This window comes from Rhodococcus sp. NBC_00294, assembly GCF_036163995.1.
In the GTDB taxonomy this organism is placed as follows: Bacteria; Actinomycetota; Actinomycetes; order Mycobacteriales; family Mycobacteriaceae; genus Rhodococcoides.
This window is the reverse complement of sequence record NZ_CP108043.1, coordinates 4,367,045-4,386,841: the sequence shown is the minus strand read 5'-3', so window position 1 is coordinate 4,386,841 and position 19,797 is coordinate 4,367,045. Positions and strand designations below refer to the sequence as shown.

The 19,797-nt window shown below is 68.3% G+C and carries 19 protein-coding genes; 13 read left to right on the top strand and 6 right to left on the bottom strand.

From position 1 onward, the window contains the following. Nucleotides 1–79: 79 nt before the first annotated feature. From OHB23_RS20565 to OHB23_RS20550, 4 genes are all read left to right on the top strand, one after another. Nucleotides 80–622, top strand: a complete 543-nt coding sequence (locus OHB23_RS20565) for a dihydrofolate reductase family protein (protein WP_197027713.1) — start codon at nucleotides 80–82, stop codon at nucleotides 620–622. Nucleotides 623–775: 153 nt separating this feature from the next. Beyond that, nucleotides 776–3,085 (top strand): phosphoribosylformylglycinamidine synthase subunit PurL, encoded by a 2,310-nt coding sequence (gene purL / locus OHB23_RS20560; protein ID WP_222627879.1) that lies wholly within the window; start codon nucleotides 776–778, stop codon nucleotides 3,083–3,085. Between the two features lie 28 nt (nucleotides 3,086–3,113). Then, a complete protein-coding gene (locus tag OHB23_RS20555; RefSeq protein ID WP_328810288.1) occupies nucleotides 3,114–4,907 on the top strand; it encodes an alpha/beta hydrolase in 1,794 nt (597 codons plus the stop codon). After that, entirely contained in the window at nucleotides 4,904–5,254 is a 351-nt protein-coding gene (locus OHB23_RS20550) for a CPBP family intramembrane glutamic endopeptidase (protein WP_051612986.1), read from the top strand. The genes OHB23_RS20555 and OHB23_RS20550 overlap by 4 nt, the downstream gene beginning before the upstream one ends. Here OHB23_RS20550 and OHB23_RS20545 read toward each other — a convergent pair. Continuing rightward, nucleotides 5,223–5,636, bottom strand: coding sequence for a VOC family protein (locus tag OHB23_RS20545; RefSeq protein ID WP_328810287.1), 414 nt, complete (start codon nucleotides 5,634–5,636; stop codon nucleotides 5,223–5,225). The two genes, OHB23_RS20550 and OHB23_RS20545, sit on opposite strands and share 32 nt — an antisense overlap. Nucleotides 5,637–5,800: 164 nt before the next feature. On the opposite strand from OHB23_RS20545, the gene OHB23_RS20540 reads away from it, so the two are divergent. Beyond that, a complete protein-coding gene (locus OHB23_RS20540; RefSeq protein WP_222627871.1) occupies nucleotides 5,801–6,187 on the top strand; it encodes a sterol carrier family protein in 387 nt (128 codons plus the stop codon). Between the two features lie 3 nt (nucleotides 6,188–6,190). Here the strand turns inward: OHB23_RS20540 and OHB23_RS20535 are convergent, their stop codons facing one another. Continuing rightward, on the bottom strand, nucleotides 6,191–6,514 hold the full coding sequence (locus tag OHB23_RS20535) for a hypothetical protein (RefSeq protein WP_328810286.1): 324 nt from the start codon (nucleotides 6,512–6,514) through the stop codon (nucleotides 6,191–6,193). Further along, nucleotides 6,514–7,029 (bottom strand): DUF427 domain-containing protein, encoded by a 516-nt coding sequence (locus OHB23_RS20530; protein WP_328810285.1) that lies wholly within the window; start codon nucleotides 7,027–7,029, stop codon nucleotides 6,514–6,516. Before OHB23_RS20530 ends, OHB23_RS20535 begins: the two co-directional genes overlap by 1 nt. A gap of 163 nt (nucleotides 7,030–7,192) precedes the next feature. Between OHB23_RS20530 and purF the strand changes: the two genes are divergently transcribed. The 8 genes from purF (at nucleotide 7,193) to OHB23_RS20490 (ending at nucleotide 17,555) form a co-directional block, all read left to right on the top strand. After that, nucleotides 7,193–8,764, top strand: a complete 1,572-nt coding sequence (gene purF, locus OHB23_RS20525; RefSeq protein WP_328810284.1) for an amidophosphoribosyltransferase — start codon at nucleotides 7,193–7,195, stop codon at nucleotides 8,762–8,764. Nucleotides 8,765–8,771: 7 nt separating this feature from the next. After that, the gene (locus tag OHB23_RS20520; RefSeq protein ID WP_328810283.1) at nucleotides 8,772–9,416 is read left to right on the top strand and encodes an ASCH domain-containing protein; all 645 of its coding nucleotides are present in this window, start codon (nucleotides 8,772–8,774) and stop codon (nucleotides 9,414–9,416) included. A 158-nt stretch (nucleotides 9,417–9,574) separates the two neighbouring features. Next, nucleotides 9,575–11,203, top strand: a complete 1,629-nt coding sequence (locus OHB23_RS20515; protein WP_328810282.1) for an ABC transporter substrate-binding protein — start codon at nucleotides 9,575–9,577, stop codon at nucleotides 11,201–11,203. Between the two features lie 3 nt (nucleotides 11,204–11,206). Beyond that, entirely contained in the window at nucleotides 11,207–12,295 is a 1,089-nt protein-coding gene (locus OHB23_RS20510; protein ID WP_081821062.1) for an ABC transporter permease, read from the top strand. Further along, the gene (locus OHB23_RS20505; protein WP_056446726.1) at nucleotides 12,295–13,254 is read left to right on the top strand and encodes an ABC transporter permease; all 960 of its coding nucleotides are present in this window, start codon (nucleotides 12,295–12,297) and stop codon (nucleotides 13,252–13,254) included. Before OHB23_RS20510 ends, OHB23_RS20505 begins: the two co-directional genes overlap by 1 nt. After that, a complete protein-coding gene (locus tag OHB23_RS20500; RefSeq protein ID WP_328810281.1) occupies nucleotides 13,251–14,894 on the top strand; it encodes an ABC transporter ATP-binding protein in 1,644 nt (547 codons plus the stop codon). The genes OHB23_RS20505 and OHB23_RS20500 overlap by 4 nt, the downstream gene beginning before the upstream one ends. A 74-nt stretch (nucleotides 14,895–14,968) precedes the next feature. Continuing rightward, entirely contained in the window at nucleotides 14,969–16,054 is a 1,086-nt protein-coding gene (gene purM, locus OHB23_RS20495) for a phosphoribosylformylglycinamidine cyclo-ligase (RefSeq protein WP_027504286.1), read from the top strand. A 40-nt stretch (nucleotides 16,055–16,094) separates the two neighbouring features. Continuing rightward, complete coding sequence (locus OHB23_RS20490) at nucleotides 16,095–17,555, top strand: aldehyde dehydrogenase family protein (protein WP_328810280.1); 1,461 nt, start codon at nucleotides 16,095–16,097, stop codon at nucleotides 17,553–17,555. Nucleotides 17,556–17,665: 110 nt separating this feature from the next. Here OHB23_RS20490 and OHB23_RS20485 read toward each other — a convergent pair whose 3' ends face one another. The 3 genes from OHB23_RS20485 to ygfZ form a co-directional block, all read right to left on the bottom strand. Continuing rightward, the gene (locus OHB23_RS20485) at nucleotides 17,666–17,854 is read right to left on the bottom strand and encodes a DUF3073 domain-containing protein (RefSeq protein ID WP_081821107.1); all 189 of its coding nucleotides are present in this window, start codon (nucleotides 17,852–17,854) and stop codon (nucleotides 17,666–17,668) included. Nucleotides 17,855–17,976: 122 nt separating this feature from the next. Beyond that, a complete protein-coding gene (locus OHB23_RS20480) occupies nucleotides 17,977–18,642 on the bottom strand; it encodes an MOSC domain-containing protein (RefSeq protein ID WP_328810279.1) in 666 nt (221 codons plus the stop codon). Beyond that, nucleotides 18,639–19,775, bottom strand: a complete 1,137-nt coding sequence (gene ygfZ, locus OHB23_RS20475; RefSeq protein ID WP_328810278.1) for a CAF17-like 4Fe-4S cluster assembly/insertion protein YgfZ — start codon at nucleotides 19,773–19,775, stop codon at nucleotides 18,639–18,641. The genes OHB23_RS20480 and ygfZ overlap by 4 nt, the downstream gene beginning before the upstream one ends. Nucleotides 19,776–19,797: the final 22 nt, after the last annotated feature.

Here is a 19,797-nt window from a genome sequence, read left to right as displayed (position 1 = left end):
CCGGCGTCTGGCATGGTCTGTCCCGCAGTGATCGGCGATCGGCGCCGGTTCTTCACGAGGGCGGTACACGATGCGTGCGGTGACGGCAGGGCTCTTCCACTCGGTGGACGGTGTGGTCGAGGCTCCCGACCAGTGGCAGTTCGACAGTTTCGACGACGAACTCGGCCAGTCCATGGGCGGGTTCATGAGCAGGACCACCACCGCCGTCATGGGTCGGGTCGCCTACGAGTCGTGGTCGGATCACTTCGGCAACGCGGGGGCGGACGACCCCTTCGCCGGCTTCATCAATCCGGTGGAGAAGTTCGTCGCCTCACGCACGCTCACCGGAGATCTCGCGTGGCAGAACTCGACGCTCATCGACGGCGATCCGGTGGAGTTCGTGCGTCGACTCAAGCAGACCGACGGTGGCGACATCGCGCTGGTGGGCGGCGTCTCTCTGGTCCGCCAGCTCTTCCTGGCCGGTGTGCTCGACACCCTGACCCTGATGACGCACCCCGTCGTCGTGGGCAAGGGCCAGCACCTGTTCGAGCCGGGTGATCCGCTCACTCGTCTCGTCCTGACGAACTCCCTCGTCACGAGCAAGGGCAACGTGGTCGTCGACTACGCCGTCAAGGGGGACTAGCGGGCAGGCCGGAGGCCGGTCGGGGCTGACGAACGGGCAGGCCGGAGGCCGGTCGGGGCTGACGAACGGGCAGGCCGGAGGCCGGTCGGACGGTGTCGGGTCCTGCACATAGAATGACCTCGACATTCTGCCGAGGGAAGGACCCCATCCACCGTGTCTGTCGAGTCCACTCCTCAGGTCGACGCCCTCCCCACCCCTCCGGTCGACACCGTCTCCGCTGCGGCCGGGTCGCCCGACGTCGCTCAGCCGTGGGCGGAGTTGGGTCTGAAGGAGGACGAGTACGCCCGCATCCGGGAGATCCTCGGCCGCCGTCCGACGGACGCCGAGTTGGCGATGTACTCGGTGATGTGGAGCGAGCACTGCTCGTACAAGTCGTCGAAGGTGCACCTCAAGTACTTCGGCGAGACGACGACGGACGAGATGCGGTCGGGAATGCTCGCCGGAATCGGTGAGAACGCGGGCGTGGTCGACGTCGGCGACGGGTGGGCTGTCACCTTCAAGGTGGAGAGCCACAACCATCCGTCGTACATCGAGCCGTACCAGGGTGCGGCCACCGGCGTCGGCGGCATCGTGCGCGACATCATGGCCATGGGTGCTCGTCCGATCGCGGTGATGGACCAGTTGCGTTTCGGTGCGGCTGATGCTCCGGACACGCGCCGGGTGCTCGAGGGCATCGTGCGCGGCGTCGGCGGTTACGGAAACTCACTCGGGCTCCCGAACGTGGGCGGCGAGACGGTGTTCGACGCGTCCTACGCCGGCAACCCGTTGCTCAACGCGCTGTGCGCCGGAGTGATGCGTACCGAGGATCTGCACCTGGCGTTCGCGTCGGGCTCGGGCAACAAGATCATCCTGTTCGGTGCCCGTACGGGCCTCGACGGGATCGGCGGCGTGTCGGTGCTGGCGTCCGAGACGTTCGACGAGAAGCAGGGCCGACGCAAGCTCCCCGCGGTGCAGGTGGGCGACCCGTTCACCGAGAAGGTGCTCATCGAGTGCTGCCTCGAGCTCTACCAGCAGAAGCTCGTGGTCGGTATCCAGGACCTCGGCGGTGCCGGATTGTCCTGTGCCACCTCCGAGCTCGCTTCGGCGGGTGATGGCGGTATGCACATCGCCCTGGATCGGGTTCCGCTGCGTGCGACCGGGATGACGCCGGCGGAGGTGCTGTCCAGCGAGTCGCAGGAACGCATGTGCGCCGTGGTGGCACCGGAGAACGTCGACGCTTTCATGGCGGTGTGCGCCAAGTGGGACGTGCTGGCGACCGACATCGGCGAGGTCACGGACGGCGAGCATCTCGAGATCACCTGGCACGGCGACGTCGTCGTCGACGTGCCGCCCAAGACGGTGGCCCACGACGGTCCCGTCTACGAGCGTCCCGTGCAGCGGCCCGCGAGCCAGGATGCCCTGGTGGCGAACACCACCGAGGGTCTGCCCCGTCCGGCCACAGGTGTGGAACTGCGCGAGACCCTGCTGCAGATGATCTCCTCCCCCCAGCTCTGCAGTCGGCGGCTCATCACCGAGCAGTACGACCGGTACGTCCGCGGCAACACCGTGCTCGCCGAGCACGCCGATGCCGGTGTGGTGCGCATCGACGAGAAGACCGGCCGCGGAATCGCTCTCGCGACCGATGCGTCCGGCCGGTACACCGCGCTGGATCCGTACCGTGGTGCGCAGCTGGCGCTGGCCGAGGCGTTCCGCAACGTCGCGACGACGGGCGCCACGCCGAAAGCCGTCACCAACTGCCTGAATTTCGGGTCGCCCGAGGATCCGGGTGTCATGTGGCAGTTCCAGCAGGCGGTACGCGGCCTGGCGGACGGCTGTGTGCAACTGGGCATTCCGGTCACCGGCGGAAACGTCAGTTTCTACAACCAGACCGGGTCGACGCCGATCCTGCCGACCCCGGTGGTGGGTGTGCTGGGTGTCCTCGACGACGTCCACCGCCGCATCCCCACGGGCATCGGCCTGGAGCCGGGCGAGACCCTGATCCTGTTGGGTGACACGCACGACGAACTGGACGGCTCGATCTGGGCCCAGGTCGTTCACGACCATCTCGGTGGTGTTCCGCCGCAGGTGGATCTGGCTCGCGAGCAGTTGCTGGCCGACATCCTCACGGCGTCGAGCCGCGACGGTCTGGTCACCGCGGCGCACGACCTCTCCGAGGGCGGGCTCGCGCAGACCGTCGTCGAGGTCGCGCTCGCCGGCGAGACCGGGTGCCGCATTCTGCCGCCCGAAGGAACAGATCCTTTCGTCACCTTGTTCTCGGAATCGTCCGGGCGGGTACTCGTTGCTGTCCCTCGGACCGAGGAGACCAGGTTCACGGGGATGTGCAGCGCGAGGGGGATGCCATGGACGCGTATCGGGGTGGCCGACGAAGGGTCGGACGAGGTGGAGTTCCAGGGACTGTTCAGTGTCCCGTTGACCGAACTCCGCGAGGCGTACGAGGGGACGCTCCCGGCGCTCTTCGGCTGACCGACCTTCCCGGCACCGGCACCGTCCGATGACCGACACCGATACTCGGTCGTCGGACGAACTGCAGCGCCCCCACAGTTTCGAGGAACTGCCGGCGTACGTCCTGAGCTCGGCGACCCGCACGGTGCGCAAGCACCCCGCGTGGATCTGGGCGTGGGGTCTGCTGCGGCTCGACGTCACCGGCATCGCGTTCGGCGCCCTGTTCTTCTGCTGGTCGCTGACGCCGTCACTGCTGCCACGCGGCTGGCTGTTCCAGGGCATCGTCAGCGGCATCACCGCGGCCATCGGGTACGGGGTGGGCGTCGCTGTCGGCTGGATTCTCCTGCGCACGGTGCTTCGTCAGCAGCCGTGGTGGCCGCTGCCGATCCGCGTGGAGCGCGCACTCCTGGTCGCTGTCCCGGTGATCGCGACCGTCGCCGGAGCGGTCATGCTCTACGCCTCTGCGGACTGGCAGCGTCAGCTCGCCGCGCTCATGGGCGCCGAGGGGCTCACGTCCACGGGGTTCATCCGCACCGGCATCATCAGTTTCGCGGTGTGCGCCGCGCTCATCGGCCTGTGGCGGGTCATCCGGGACATCCGCCGCTTCGTCGTGCGCTCGATCCTGCGTCTGATCCGACTCCCGCAATGGGTTGCCAACCTCGTGGGGTTCCTCCTCGTCGTGACGGTGCTCGTCACACTGGTGCAGGGTGTGCTGTTGCGCGGCACCATGACCGTCGCCAACTCGGTCTTCAGCACTCAGAACAGCAACACGCGTGAGGGTGCCGAACAGCCGACGGTGCCCGAGCGTTCCGGTGGTACCGGTTCGCTCGTGGACTGGGACACACTGGGATTCGAGGGCCGGAACTTCGTCTCGGGTGGGTTGTCGGCCGACGAGATGACCCGAGCGACCGGCCGCACGGGCATGGAGGCGATCCGCGCGTACGTGGGACTCGAGAGCGCGGAGACGGACGAGGAGCGCATGAATCTCCTGGTACGCGAACTCGATCGAACCGATGCGTTCTCCCGCAAGGCCATCGTCGTCATCCCGACCACGGGAACCGGGTGGGTCAATCCCACCGCAGCTCGGGCCGTGGAACTGATGTACGACGGGGACGTCGCGCTCGTGGCGTCCCAGTACTCGTACCTTCCGAGTTGGATCTCTTTCCTCGCCGATCGCGAGAAGGCGGCGGCCGCGGGGAAGTTGCTCATCGACACCGTGCACCAGCGATGGGAGCAGGAGCCCGAGGCGACCAGGCCCAAGTTCTACGTCTACGGCGAGAGTCTCGGAACCCAGGCCGGCGAAGGCGCGTTCGCGGACATCGCCGACATCCGGGACACCGTCGACGGAGTGCTGTGGGTGGGCCCGCCGAACTCCAATCGCATCTGGGACACCTACGTCAGCCGACGCGATCCGGGAACCACCGAGGTGGAACCCGTCTACGCCGGCGGACTGCTGATGCGGTTCGCCGACAGCACCCGTGACGTCGAGGCGCTGCGCGGGGACTGGCCCTACCCGCGCGTGCTGTACATCCAGCACCCGTCCGACCCCATCGTGTGGTGGACGCCGGATCTGATCTTCCAGCGTCCGGATTGGCTCGCCGAGCCGCCCGGGTACGACCGACTGCCCAGCATGCGGTGGTTCCCGTTCGTCACCTTCTGGCAGGTGAGTGCCGACCTCACGAACGCGGCCGGCGTGCCGGACGGGCACGGCCACAACTACGGGACGACGGTGCTCGACGGCTTCGCCGCTGTGGCCGCCCCCGACGGGTGGACGCAGGCCGACACCGAACGCATCCGCGTCGTCATGAACGAGTACGCCGACGCCGACGGTCCCGAGAAGTGACCGGACTGGCCCGATGGGTGCTGTTCGACATCCCCATCGGGACAGTGCTACCCGAGGAATTCCTGTTCCGCGGCGTCGTCGACACCGTGGCCACCGCCGTGGTGGGTCCCCGTGCCGCACTGGTGGTCGGCTCCACGGCATTCGGGGTCTGGCACTGGTACGACTCGGGCAGGTCGGTGCCCGTCGTCCTGTTCACCGGGGCGGCCGGCGCACTGTTCGTCGAGTCGAAGCGGCGAACCGGCACCATTCTGACGCCCATGGCACTGCACTGGGCCGCCAACTCGGTCGGTGCGATCGCATCGACGTGGTGGCGCTCTACTCGAGGTGACAGACCGCCTCGAGGTTGAGGCCGTCGGGGTCGTACACGAAGCCGCCGAAGTAGTTCTCGTGGTACTCGGGGCAGACGCGCGGAGACACCTTGTCCCGTGCGCCCGCCGCGAGGGCCGCGGCGTGGAACTCCCGGACGGCGTCACGGGTCGGTGCCGAGAACGCCACGTGCAGTGCGGGATCGACGGTGCTTCCCTGGACCAGCCAGAGGAACGGCTTGCGGCCACTGCCGAATCCGACCATGCGGACGTAGTCGTCGTCCGACCCGCCGGTGACGTCGAGCAACTTCTCGATACCCAGTACCGCGAGGGCCGGCACGTAGATCGCGAGTGAGCGGTCGACGTTCGTGACTGTCACGTTGAGGTGGTCGATGGTCGATCCTTGATAGGGGTTCGGTGTCATGGAGACAGTGAAGCGTCCATCGCGACAGCGGCAGTCCTCGTTGATCAGACCGTGCCTCAGCATCCGCAAGTCTCACGAATCGACGGGATCCCGTCGATCAGAGCGACCTGTGGACGGTGAGGCACGGCTCGGGGCACACCGCGCTCGGTGAGACACTGAACGGCGTGGCACCCTCGAAACCCGTCGACCCGGCCGAGCTCCGGAGCGCACTGCAGACCGTGTCTCCGTGGCTCGACGACCCCGACCTCCCGAAGCCGCCGCGCGCCGATCTCGCCGCCGCGGTGCGGCTCAGTGCGCGCACCATCGAGCAGACGGCGCCGGGCTCGAGTGTCGAGGTGCGCGTGCCGCCGTTCGTCGCGGTGCAGTGCATCGTCGGGCCGCGTCACACCCGAGGGACGCCGCCGAACGTCGTCGAATGTGACCCGCGGACATGGCTGTTGTTGGTGACGGGGCGCGTGGCGTTCGACGACGCCGTGCGCGGAGCGGGCGTCACGGCATCGGGTGGCCGCGCCGGCGAGGTGGCGCACTGGCTTCCGCTCGTGCGTATCTGACTGTCACCGCCAGGGCTGCACCGGCGGCTTCACCCACAGAATCTTCTCGCCGGAATGCGCCCGGCGGGCCGCGTCGTGATCGGGGTGATCGCGCGCCCACTCGGCCTTCTCGCGCAACAGCGTCGAGACCACCGTCCACGTCTCGTCGGAGCTGGGCGGGTTGATGTCCGCGGCCCGGGCCACCTTGCGTCGGACGTCCGCGGCCATCGCCGCGAGATCGTCCGCTGAGATGTCGCGGTCCCACAGATACCGAGCGAGAGCGACGGCCTTGTCGCGTCGGGACTTCTCGGCCGCGTCGGAGTGGCTGTAGAAGTTCTTCTCGGCCACTACCAGCCCCAACTCCCGGCGATGCCCTTGAACGGTCCGACGACGTCCCGGGTGATCCACCCCGCGTAGAAGCCGCCCTCCTGCGGGCGTGCCACCTCGCCGTCGAGCTCGCACGTCAGGGACACGGGAGAGAAGGAGAGCGCGCCGGCGATCGGTGCGAAGGACGGGGTGGGGTTCTCGTAGCTCCAGCCGCCGGCCTCCAGAACGGCGCCGTCCTCGCCGAGGATGTCCCAGTACGTCGCCGAGCCCTTCCATTCGCACATGGTGGATCGGGCGCCGGATCGGCGGAGTCGGCTCTCGTCGATGTCGGCGCGAGGGATGTACCAGGTGGGCGGGTGGCTGGTCTCGAGCACCCGGTACGCGGACGTGCTGTCGGCGACGACCACGTCTCCGAACCGGACGACGAGTCGCTTGTCCGACGCTTCGAGCGCGGGCGGTCGGGGGTAGTCCCACACCGATTCCTGGCCCTCGCCGGGCTGTTCGGGGGTCACGCCGTACGGGAGTCTGCTGGCCATGCGTCCATCATGGCACCGATGAACGAGTCGGGGATCACACCGAGCGGCGGTATCGATTGCCGCCGGGGGCTGGTTCGAGGTCGTGATGGCCGTAGACTCACGCAGTGTGTGTGCAGCGCATCTTCTGCACCCCACCCCTCGCCGTAGTCAAGGAGAGCGCGTCGTGACTCGTGAACCATCGGTCCACAGCCCGAATCTGCTCGATGACACATCCGGTCCGGAACTGGACATCAACGAGAACGACCCGCGCGAGGAATGCGGCGTTTTCGGTGTGTGGGCTCCGGGCGAGGACGTCGCCAAGATGACCTATTACGGTCTCTACGCTCTGCAGCATCGCGGTCAGGAGGCTGCCGGCATCGCCGTCGCCGACGGCTCGCAGGTGCTGGTGTTCAAGGATCTCGGCCTGGTCAGCCAGGTGTTCGACGAGCAGACGTTGGGCGCGATGAGCGGCCACATCGCCATCGGGCACTGCCGGTACTCCACCACCGGATCGACGACGTGGGAGAACGCGCAGCCCATCTTCCGCACCACCGCGGCCGGCAGTGGCATCGCTCTGGGCCACAACGGCAACCTCGTGAACACCGCCGAGTTGTCGGAGCGCGCCCGCGATGCGGGAATCATGGGCCGTCCCCGTGGGACCGGTGCCACGTCGGACTCCGACATCGTCGGCGCTCTTCTCGCGCACGGCGCAGCGGACAGCACGATCGAGCAGGCCGCGATGGAACTGCTGCCGACGCTGAAGGGCGCGTTCTGCCTGACCTTCATGGACGAGCACACCCTCTACGCGGCACGTGATCCTCACGGCGTGCGCCCGTTGTCGCTCGGTCGCCTCGACCGCGGCTGGGTCGTCGCCTCCGAGACCGCCGCCCTGGACATCGTCGGCGCCTCGTTCGTCCGCGACATCGAGCCGGGCGAACTGCTCGCCATCGATGCGGACGGCGTGCGGTCGTCGCGATTCGCGGCTCCCGAGCCCAAGGGCTGCATCTTCGAGTACGTCTACCTCGCTCGTCCCGACAGTGTCATCGGTGGCCGCTCGGTCCACTCGACACGCGTCGAGATCGGCCGCCGCCTCGCGGAGGAACACCCCGCGGTAGGCGACTTGGTCATCCCCGTTCCGGAATCCGGTACCCCCGCCGCCGTGGGGTACGCGCAGGGTTCGGGCATCCCGTACGGCCAGGGCCTGATGAAGAACGCCTACGTCGGACGCACGTTCATCCAGCCGTCGCAGACCATCCGTCAGCTCGGCATCCGGCTGAAGCTCAACCCTCTCCGCGAGGTCATCCGGGGCAAGCGCCTCATCGTGGTGGACGACTCGATCGTCCGCGGCAACACCCAGCGGGCCCTGGTACGCATGCTGCGCGAGGCGGGCGCGCTCGAGATCCACGTGCGCATCGCGTCGCCGCCGGTCCGCTGGCCCTGCTTCTACGGCATCGACTTCGCCTCGCCCGCGGAACTGATCGCCAACGGCATGGACTCCGAGGACGGCATGCTCGAGGGTGTGCGGCAGGCCATCGGCGCCGATTCGCTGGGCTACATCTCGATCGAGGGCATGATCGCCGCCTCGGAGCAGCCCGCGACGCGGCTGTGCTCCGCCTGCTTCGACGGCAAGTACCCCATCGAGCTCCCCAAGGAGACCGCCATGGGCAAGAACGTCCTCGAGGGCATGTTGGCGACCGCAGCGGGCATCGCGATGCCCGCGGCCGTCGACAACGTGAGCGCTCTCTCGCGCCCCTGACACCCAGATGCTGATCCGGCTCGCGATCGCCGAGGCGATCGCGGCGGGAACGATCCGGGTGCAGTACCGGCGCTGGGCGAAGCGGCGCGTCAAGGCGGGTACGTGGATCCACACGCCGGCCGGTGTCGTCGTCGTGGACTCGATCTCCGAGTGCGACCCCGAGTCGCTCACGGACGACGATGCCCGCGCGGCGGGGGAGCCCTCGATCTCGGCCTTGCGCAAGGGGTTTCGGGGCGCCGACGGTGATCCCGTCTGGCGGGTCGAGGTGTCGTTCGGTGGCGGGAAGGCCGGAGGCCGGCCGGATCGGGGCGGGGAGGCCGGAGGCCGGCCGGATCGGGGCGAGGACCCGCGAGTGGGGCTGCGTGCGGACGACGATCTGTCCGACGACGACGTCGCCATGGTGACCACGAAGCTCGATCGCATGGACGAGCGTGCCGACGCGCCGTGGGCCTGGCGCACCCTCGAGCTGATCCGGGAGCGCCCGGCGGTGCTGGCGGCGGACCTCGGCGCCGTGCTGGGACTCGAACGCGACGTGTTCAAGCCGAGGGTGCGACGGCTGAAGGCGCTGGGTCTGACCGAGAGTCTGAAGGTGGGATATCGGCTGTCTCCGCGAGGCGAGAAGCTGTTGGACATCAGGCGGTCGGACAGGTAAGTACCGGTCATGTTAAAAATTTCGTGTGGTTCGACACATGAACGACATGCGCACTCGGTAACGTGCCGTTCACCGAACCACCGGAACGACCCGGCCGGACGGGACGCGACGCGCGCTTCCGACACCGCGGGCCCAGACTCACGAAGGACATCCACACCATGAGCGTGCCCTCCCGAGGACGCACGGCGCGGCGCACCGCAGCCGTGTCCATCCTGTCCGTCGCGGCTCTCACCGCGGCAGCGTGCGGCTCCGGCCGCACCGACGACGGCGGCGGCGCAGGCGGTGAGGGCGGCGGCGAGGCGCTCGTCGTCGGCACCACCGACCAGGTCTACTCGCTCGATCCTGCCGCCTCGTACGACAACGGCTCGTTCACGATCATGAACCAGGTCTATCCGTTCCTGATGAACTACGCCCCCGGCAGCGACGAACTGCAGCCCGACGCCGCCGAGAGCTGCGAGTTCAGTCAGCCGACGGTCTTCACCTGCACGCTGAAGGACGACCTGACCTTCGCCAACGGCCACGCGCTGACCAGCGAGGACGTCAAGTTCTCGTTCGATCGCATCGTGTCCATCAACGATCCCAACGGCCCGTCCTCGCTGCTGGCCAACCTGGACTCGGTGGCCGCGCCGGACGACAAGACCGTCGAGTTCACGCTGAAGGCCGCGAACGACCAGACCTTCCCCCAGGTTCTCGCCACCAACACCGGGCCCATCATCGACTCCGAGGTCTTTCCGGCCGACTCGATCATGGACGACAACGCGGTCGTGGCGGCCAAGCCCTTCGCCGGCCCCTACTCGATCGACAGCTACGAGAAGAACTCCCTCGTCAGCTTCTCCGCCGCGGCGGACTACAAGGGCGTGCTGGGCGAGCCCAAGACCGGATCGGTCACCCTGCGCACCTACACCAGCGCGGACAACCTCAAGCTCGACATGCAGAACAAGTCCATCGATGTCGCGTGGCGTTCGCTGACCCCGACCGACATCGAGTCGCTCGACCAGGTGGACGGCCTCACCGTCCACGAGGGCCCCGGCGGCGAGCTCCGCTACATCGTCTTCAACCAGAACACGATGCCCGGCGGCACACCCGAGCAGAAGCTCGCGATCCGCAAGGCCATGGCCGCCTCGGTGGACCGTGACGCACTGTCGGAGAACGTCTACAAGGGCACGTTCACGCCGGCGTGGTCCGTGGTGCCCAGTGGCCTCGAGGGCGCGAACACCGCGTTCAAGGACGTCTACGGCGAGGCCCCGAACAAGGACGAGGCAGCGAAGTTCCTGTCCGACGCCGGTGTGCAGACCCCGGTCGCGGTCAATCTGCAGTACAACCCCGATCACTACGGTTCCTCGTCGTCGGAGGAGTACGCGGCGGTCAAGGCGCAGCTCGAGAGCTCGGGCCTGTTCACGGTGAACCTGCAGTCCACCGAGTGGAACACCTACAACAAGGAACGCGTCGCGGACACGTACCCCGTCTACCAGCTCGGCTGGTTCCCGGACTTCCCGGATGCGGACAACTACCTGACGCCGTTCTTCGCACCGGACAACTTCCTGCAGAACCACTTCGAGAACCCCGAGATCACGGCGCTGATCGACTCCGAGCGGACCGAGACCGACCCGGCTCGCCGCTCCGAGATCATCGGTGAGATCCAGACGCGGATGGCGCAGGACTTCGTGTCCACGCTGCCGCTCCTGGAGGGCAAGCAGATCGCGATCTCGACGGACGAGGTCCAGGGTGTCGACGAGACTCTCGACGCCTCGTTCAAGTTCCGCTTCACCCCGCTCACGAAGGGCTGATCCATGGTCACCACCACGCCCGACGAGGCGTCGGTGGGGAAGCAGTCACGGGCGAGCGCGTCGTCACGCTACGGCGCGCTCGCCCGTTATCTCGTGATCCGGTTCCTGCTGATCATTCCCACGGCATGGATCCTGGTCACGGTCGTCTTCTTCCTCATGCGCGTTCTCGGCGATCCCATCAGTGCTGCCCTTGGTGGACGACTGCCCGCCGACCAGATCGCCGAACGACGCGCCGCAGCCGGTTACGACCGGCCGATCCTGGTGCAGTACTGGGAGTACCTGTCCGGTCTGCTGCGGGGAGACTTCGGTCGCTCCGCGACCAGCAACCAGGAGATCAGCGGTGTGCTGATCACCAACGGCGCGGCGACGCTGGAACTCGCGTTCTGGGCGTTGCTCGTCGCGTTCGCCGTCGGCATCCCCCTCGGCTTCTACGCCGCGACCCGCCGCGACTCGATCTCCGACGGCACCCTGCGCATCCTGGCGATCCTGTTCTACGCGGCGCCGGTGTTCTTCGTCGGCATGCTGCTCAAGCTGGTCTTCGCCGTGAAGCTCGGGTGGCTGCCGGTGGCGGGCCGGGCGAGCACCAACGTCGAACTGGCACTGCAGAACGTGTCACCGAAGACCAACATCCTGCTGATCGACTCGATTCTCTACGGGGAGCCGAGCTACACCGTCGACGTGCTGAAGCACGCCGTGCTCCCCGCGGTCGCGCTCGGACTTCTCACCGCCGGCGTGTTCCTGCGCCTGGTGCGGGTGAACCTTCTGCAGACCCTGCAGTCCGGCTACGTGGAAGCTGCGCGCGCACGCGGACTCTCGGCGCGCGTCGTCGCCCGGCGGCACGCCTTCCGCAACGCGCTCATCCCGGTCGTCACCGTGATGGGGCTGCAGATCGCCATGCTGCTGGGCGGCGCGGTGCTCACCGAGACGACCTTCGAGTGGCAGGGACTGGGCTATCAGCTCGCCCGCTACCTGCAGGCGCGCGACTTCATCGCCGTCCAGGGCATCGTCACGTTCCTGGCCATCGTCGTCGCGGTCGTCAGCTTCCTCACCGACGCCATCGTGGCGATCGTCGATCCACGAGTGAGGTTCTGATGAGTATCGAGGTGAGCGTCGGCTCGATCGAGGCGCCGAAGCGACGTCGGGGTGTGCCCGGCCTGTCGATCATCCGCTCGAGTGCCGGACTGCAGAAGGCCACCATCGTCATCGGGCTCGTGCTGGTGGTGCTGTTCGTGATCATGGCGGTCTTCGCTCCGCTCATCGCGCCGTACACCTTCTCCCAGACGTCCGCCGACGGCATGGAGTTCGCGCGCCAGGCGGCGCCGAGTGCGGACCACATCTTCGGGACGTCGGTGCGCGGAGAGGACGTGTTCTCCCGCGTCGTCTACGGCGCACGGACCGCCCTGCTCGTCATCGTCACGTCGCTGGTGCTGTCGATCGTGGTGGGCGTTCCCCTCGGACTGCTCTCCGGCTACGTCGGCCGGTGGGTGGACCGGGTGTTGGTCCTCTTCATGGACGCGATGTACGCGTTCCCGAGTCTGCTTCTCGCCGTGGTGGTCTCGATCGTCGTGGCCGGAGGCCAGTCCAGCAGTTTCGGTGGTGTCCTCTCGGCCGCGATCGCCATCACCGCCGTCTTCGTGCCGCAGTACTTCCGCGTGGTGCGCAACGCGACGGTCTCGGTGAAGACCGAGCCCTACGTGGACGCGGCGCGGGTCACCGGCGCCGGCCCGGTGCGGATCATGTTCCGCCACATCCTCGCCAACGTCACGCAGACACTGCCGGTGATCCTCACGCTCAACGGCGCCGAGGCCATCCTGACTCTGGCGGGTCTCGGCTTCCTCGGGTTCGGCATCGAGCCGACGTCCGCGTCCGAGTGGGGATACGACCTCAACAAGGCGCTGCCGGACATCTCCAACGGCATCTGGTGGACGTCGATCTTCCCCGGCACGGCCATCGTCCTGGTCGTGCTCGGTATGACCATGGTGGGCGAATCCGTCAGCGAGACACTCAATCCCGTTCTGAGAACCAGACGCAAGCAGAAAGATCCCTCATGACGGCCTCAGCGTCCACCCCGCAGGCGGCTCTGACCCTCGAGGCACTGTCGGTCAGCTTCGCCACCGACGCGGGGCCCGTCGACGCCGTCAAGGGAGTGAGTTTCGAGGTCTTCCCGGGCGAGGTCCTGGCCGTCGTCGGCGAATCGGGCTCCGGGAAGTCGGTCAGCGTCCGCTCCGCCATCGGGCTGCTCCCGGACACCGCCCGCGTACGCGGAACCGTCACCGTGGGGTCCCGCGAGGTGACGTCGCTGTCGGACAAGCAGTGGGCCGATCTCCGCGGCAACGCCGTGGCGATGGTGTTCCAGGAACCCGGCAGCGCCCTCGACCCGCTGTTCACCGTCGGTTTCCAGATCGTCGAGGCCCTGCGAGCTCACGCCGGACCGGACGGGAAGGTGCTGGACAAGAAGTCCGCCCGCGTCCGGGCGATCGAGTTGCTCACCATGGTGGGTCTGCCCGACCCGGAGCGGCGATTCGGCTACTTCCCGCACGAGTTGTCCGGTGGCCAGAAGCAGCGTGTGATGATCGCGATCGCCATCTCGTGCGAGGCGAAGGTGATCATCGCGGACGAGCCGACGACGGCACTCGACGTGACCGTGCAGGCCGAGATCCTCGACCTGCTGCGCGACCTCAAGGACCGTCTGGGTTGCGCGATCGTGCTGATCACGCACAGCATGGGCGTGGTGGCGGACATCGCCGATCGGGTCGTCGTCATGAAGGACGGCGAGGTGGTCGAGGAGGCACTCGTCCACGATCTCTTCGCTGCGCCGAAGGCCGACTACACGAAGACGTTGCTGGCGGCGGTCCCGACGCTTGATCCCGTGGTCACCGATCGCACCGTCTCGGACGAGGTGGTGCTGTCGGTGCGCGATCTCGTCGTGCAGTTCCCCGGCGGCATCGGTCAGCCCGTCTTCCGGGCCGTCGACTCAGTGACCTTCGATCTGCACCGCGGCGAGACCCTCGGTCTGGTGGGGGAGTCCGGTTCGGGCAAGTCCACCATCGGCCGTTGCGTGGCCGCACTGCAGAAGCCGACGTCCGGCTCGGTGGACGTCCTCGGTCAGGACGTGGGCAGGCTGCGGGGGTCCGCGCTGAAGAGTCTGCGCAAGCGTTTCGGATTCGTGTTCCAGGATCCGTCCACGTCGCTCAACCCCCGACTGACCGTCGGCCAGTGCATCGCCGAGCCGATGATCGTGCACAAGGCCGGGTCGAAGGCGGACATCGCGCGCACGGTCGTGGAGTGGCTCGATGCGGTCCAGCTCCCGAAGGGCACGGACAAGCGGTACCCGCACGAGCTGTCGGGGGGTCAGCGTCAGCGGGCATCGCTGGCGCGGGCACTCGTCCTGAAGCCGGATCTGCTGGTCGCCGACGAACCGACCAGCGCGCTGGACGTCTCGGTGCAGGCCGCGGTTCTCGACCTCTTCGAGGAACTGCAGACCGAACTGCACTTCGCGTGCCTGTTCATCAGTCACGATCTCGCCGTGGTCGACCGCCTCGCGCATCGGGTGGCGGTGCTGCGGGGCGGCGCCGTCGTCGAGCTCGGGACGCCCGGACGGATCCTCCGGGATCCGGCGGAGGAGTACACCAAGCGCCTGATCGCGGCCATTCCCAGGCCCGAGGTGACACGAGACCGGAAGGACCGATAGGCCTCCGGTACCGTTAGGGCCGCATCCGACCCTCCCGGGTACTCACACACAGATCAGGCTGGAGCAGTACACCCATGACCGATGACACCCACCAGCCCGGCGCAGGAGCCTCGTACGCAGCGGCAGGAGTGGACATCGAAGCCGGTGATCGTGCCGTCGAGCTGTTCGCGCCCCTCGCCAAGCGGGCGTCGCGACCGGAGGTCATGGGCGGTCTCGGTGGGTTCGCCGGCCTGTTCGCGCTGAAGGGCGGATACCGCGAGCCGTTGCTCGCCGCGTCCACCGACGGTGTGGGCACCAAGATCGCGGTCGCGCAGGCTCTGGACAAGCACGACACGGTGGGACTCGACCTGGTCGCGATGGTCGTGGACGACCTCGTCGTCTGCGGCGCCGAGCCGTTGTTCCTGCAGGACTACATCGCGGTGGGGCGCGTGGTGCCCGAGCACGTCGCGCAGTTGGTCAAGGGCATCGCCGACGGCTGCATCCTGGCCGGATGCGCACTGCTGGGCGGCGAGACCGCCGAGCACCCCGGCATGATGGCGGACGGCGAGTACGACCTGTCCGCGACGGGTGTCGGCGTCGTCGAGGCCGACCAGGTACTGGGCCCGGACCGGGTGCGTCCCGGCGACGTGGTCCTCGCGATGGGGTCCTCGGGACTGCACTCCAACGGCTACTCCCTCGCTCGCAAGGTTCTGCTCGACATCAGCCGCATGTCGCTCACCGGTCATGTCGAGGAGTTCGGCCGCACGCTCGGCGAGGAGATGCTCGAACCCACCCGCATCTACGCCAAGGACTGCCTCGCCCTCGCGGCGGAGACGGACGTGCGGACGTTCTGCCACGTCACCGGTGGTGGCCTGGCTGCCAACCTCGCTCGCGTCATGCCGAAGGGCCTCGTCGCCGAGCTCGATCGCGGAACGTGGAGCCCGGCTCCGATCTTCGCGATGATCGCGCAGCGCGGACGCGTGGAGCGCGAGGAGATGGACCGCACGTTCAACATGGGCGTCGGCATGGTCGCGATCGTGGCACCCGAGGACGTCGACCGCGCCCTCGCCGTGCTCACTGCTCGCCACATCGACTGCTGGACGCTGGGGACGGTCAAGAAGTCCGCCGACAGCGGAACCGACGAGCGCGCCGTGCTGACGGGTAATCACCCGCGTTTCTAGGTTCTCGTTTGTCGCAGGACTGGTCGGGCACCCGACCGGCATGACGACGTACGACGGATTCGACACCCTCCCGATCGCCGGTCAGTGGCGAGTGGGCCGAGACGGCCGCACCGCCGACGACGTGAACCCGTACTCGGGCGACGTCCTGACCACCCTCCCGCTGGCCGATGCGGCCGACGTCGACGCAGCGTTCACGGCGGCGAGCATCGCGCAGCGGGACTGGGAGTCCACGCTCCCGACCGAGCGTGCGGACGTGTTCCACCGCGCAGCGCGCATCATGGAGGAGCGCAAGGACGAGATCGTGGACTGGCTCGTCGCGGAGGTCGGCGCCATCCGCCCCCGCGCCGAGTGGGAATGGCTGGCCGTCCGCGCGGTGGTGCTCGAATCGGCGAGCTACCCCACTCGATCGGCCGGGCGCATCCTCCCTGCCGCCCTGATCGACGGCAAGGAGAACCGCGTGTACCGGCGGCCCCTCGGCGTGGTCACGGTGATCAGTCCGTGGAACTTCCCGATGCAACTGTCCGCCCGCTCGGTGGCGCCCGCGCTGGCGCTCGGCAACGCAGTGGTGCTGAAGCCCGCGAGCGACACCCCCGTCACCGGCGGACTCCTGCTGGCCAGAATCCTCGAGGATGCCGGGTTGCCCGCCGGCCTGCTGTCCGTCGTCGTCGGCAAGAGCAGCGAGATCGGTGACGCCGTGACCTCGCATCCCCTCACACGGCTCGTGTCGTTCACGGGTTCGACGCCCGTGGGGTCGGGCATCGCGGCGTCGGCGCCGCTCACCAGAATGTCCCTCGAACTCGGGGGCAACGGGCCTCTGGTCGTGCTGGAGGACGCGGACGTCGAGGCAGCCGTGAACGCGGCGGTCTTCGGGTCGTTCTTCCACCAGGGTCAGGTGTGTATGGCGACCAACCGGGTGATCGCGGTCGATGCGGTGCACGACGAGGTGGTGGACCGGCTCACCGAGCGGGTCCGGTCACTGCGCACCGGCGACCCCGCCGATCCCGACACACAGATCGGCCCGATCATCAACGACGCGCAGGTGGAGTCGATTCTCGACCGGATCTCTCGCGCGGAGTCGGACGGCGCGGAAGTCCGCGTGCGCGGGGAGCGTTCGGGACCGGCCGGGCGGGTGCTGGGCCCACATCTCGTGCTGGGGACGAACGGCGTCGCGACCGCCGCCGAGGAGGTGTTCGGACCCGTCGCCACGGTGATCCGGGCAGACGGGGAGGACGACGCCGTCCGGATCGCGAACGACACCGAGTACGGGCTCTCCAGCGCGGTGTTCTCGCGAGACGTCGGGCGTGCGGTCCGGGTGGCGACGAGACTCGAGGCCGGAATGACACACGTGAACGACACCACGATCAACGACGAGCCCAACACCGCGTTCGGCGCCGAGAAGAACTCGGGCATCGGTCGTTTCGGCGGCGAGTGGGCCATCGACGAGTTCACCACCGACCACTGGATCAGCGTCCAGCACACGCCGCGACAGTATGCGATCTGACCTCGCGTGAAGAACCTCGCACACACGACCGTGCGGGGCGTCCCTGAGTCGGAACGCCCCGCACGGTCGTGTGTGCGATGTGAGGATTCCCCCCGTGTCAGGGGATGCGGTCAGCGCCGCCAGTCGTCGTAGTCGTCATCGTCGTGTCGGGACGGCTCCCGATCGGCGATGCCGTTGCGGTGCGAGTCGGGGGAACCTGTGAGCTCTCGTTGGAGACTCTCGAAGTCCGTGGACGGTGAGCTGTACTTGAGCTCACGTGCAACTTTGGTCTGCTTTGCCTTAGCCCGGCCGCGGCCCATGGCTAACCCCCTCGCGAGTAGCGGGGCGGCCTGGGATTTTTTGGCGGCCCCGTCTGATTGTGTGTTCTTCCTGCCCACACTCTAGCGTGCGAATCGGGTCTGCGCTTCCACCGGCGCCGGTGTCACACCGACGGTGCGCGCCGCGCCGCCCGGGCCGCCATGTCGCGGGCCTCGCGGTAGACCTTGGGCGCCAGATCGGGGGTGTTCAGAAGGATCTGCATCGCCTCCGCCGACACCCCGGTGAAGAGGTCCCGCACGGTGACTCCGTGGTCGGGAACGGACACGATCTCGATGTCGTCGCCCGCCGAGAGCGCGCCGACTCGCACGACGCGCAGGTACGCCCCGACATCGCCCCGCGCGGTGAAACGCTTGACCCAGGTCTTCTCGCCCGTCCACCGCGCGAAGGCGGCACACGGGCGCCGCGGAATGGTCACCTCGAGCTCGGCGGTGCCCACCGACCAGCGCGTTCCGACGACCGCATCGGTGACGGGCAGTCCGCTCACGCGCAGGTTCTCACCGAACCACCCCGCGGGAACCTCCCGGCCGAGTTCCTCGGCCCACCTGTCGGCCTCGGCCTCGTCGTACGCGTAGACCGCCTGGTCCGCGCCGCCGTGAAAAGTGACGTCGCAGGAGCGATCACCGTGCAGACCGAGCTCGGTGACGTCGACCGGTCCGGACACCGCTCGCTTGTCGATGGCGGAGTCGACCACCGCCGGCCGAGAGATGGGGTGGATGGTGTGCACGACGCACACCGACAGCACGCGTCCCGACCGGGCCGGCTGCGTCACCGGCCGCGCAGCCGATCCACCGCGGCGCGGCCCGCCTGGACCGCGGTGTCCAGGACGTAGGAGTCTGGATCGATCGAGGCGGCGCACGGCCCGGCGTCGAGCGTGGTCTCCACCGGCACCGCGCGCTTGATCTGAGCGAGCGCGATCGGCCCGAGTTCGAAGTGATCGACGACGGTGCCGATGCGGCCCACGGATCGGCCGCCGACGGTGACGTCGTCGCCCGTCTCCGGTCGACCGTCCGCGGAGCCGTCGAGGTGCAGCAGGACCAGTCGGCGCGGCGGCTTGCCCAGATTGTGGACGCGCGCCACCGTCTCCTGTCCGCGGTAGCACCCCTTCTCGAGGTGGACGGCCCCGAACTCGCTGACCCCGCCGATCCAGCCGACCTCGTGGGGAATCGTGCGGTCGTCGGTGTCGAGACCGAGGCGTGGTCGACCGGACTCGACGCGCAGCGCCTCGAACGCCCAGCTGCCCGCCTCACGCGCACCCGCGACGACGAACTTCGCCCACCACTCGTCGAGACGGTCGGCGGGGACCAGGACGTCGAAGGAATCGGTGCGGGTCGGCCACGGCATCCGGCGGACCAGACCGAGGTCGGGGTTCGCGGCGTCGAGCGGAAGGGCGTCGTACGGCATCGCGGGCACCTCGGCGCCCACCGCTCGCAGGATGGAGCCGGCCTTCGGGCCGAGCAACGACACGACGACCCGTTCGCTGCCGCCACGCGGCGCGGCCTTCGACCAGAACACCATCTTCGACAGGAAGGCGAGAAGGTGCGGTCCGCGGTCCGCCTCGGTGTCGATCCAGGTGGTGCCGTCGAGGTCGGTCATGACCATGTGGTGTTCGACGCGCCCGTTGACGTCCAGGCTCAGGTTCTCCGCGGAGGCTCCGTCGGCAAGCGTCGCGACGTGCTGGCTGGAGATGGTGTGCAACCAGGTCAGTCGCTCCTCGCCGGTGATCGCGATGACGAACCGGTTCGACCGATCGACGACCGCGGCGGTCGTGACGGCGGCGCGCTGCTCACCCAACGGATCCCCGTAGTGCCAGGCGGTTCCACGATCGGGACCGTCCTGGGGTGCGGCCACCGCGCCGGGGCGGGCCAGAACGGGGGAGGAGTACAGGCCAGGGGTCTCGGACACCCCACCAGTCTAGGAGCGGACT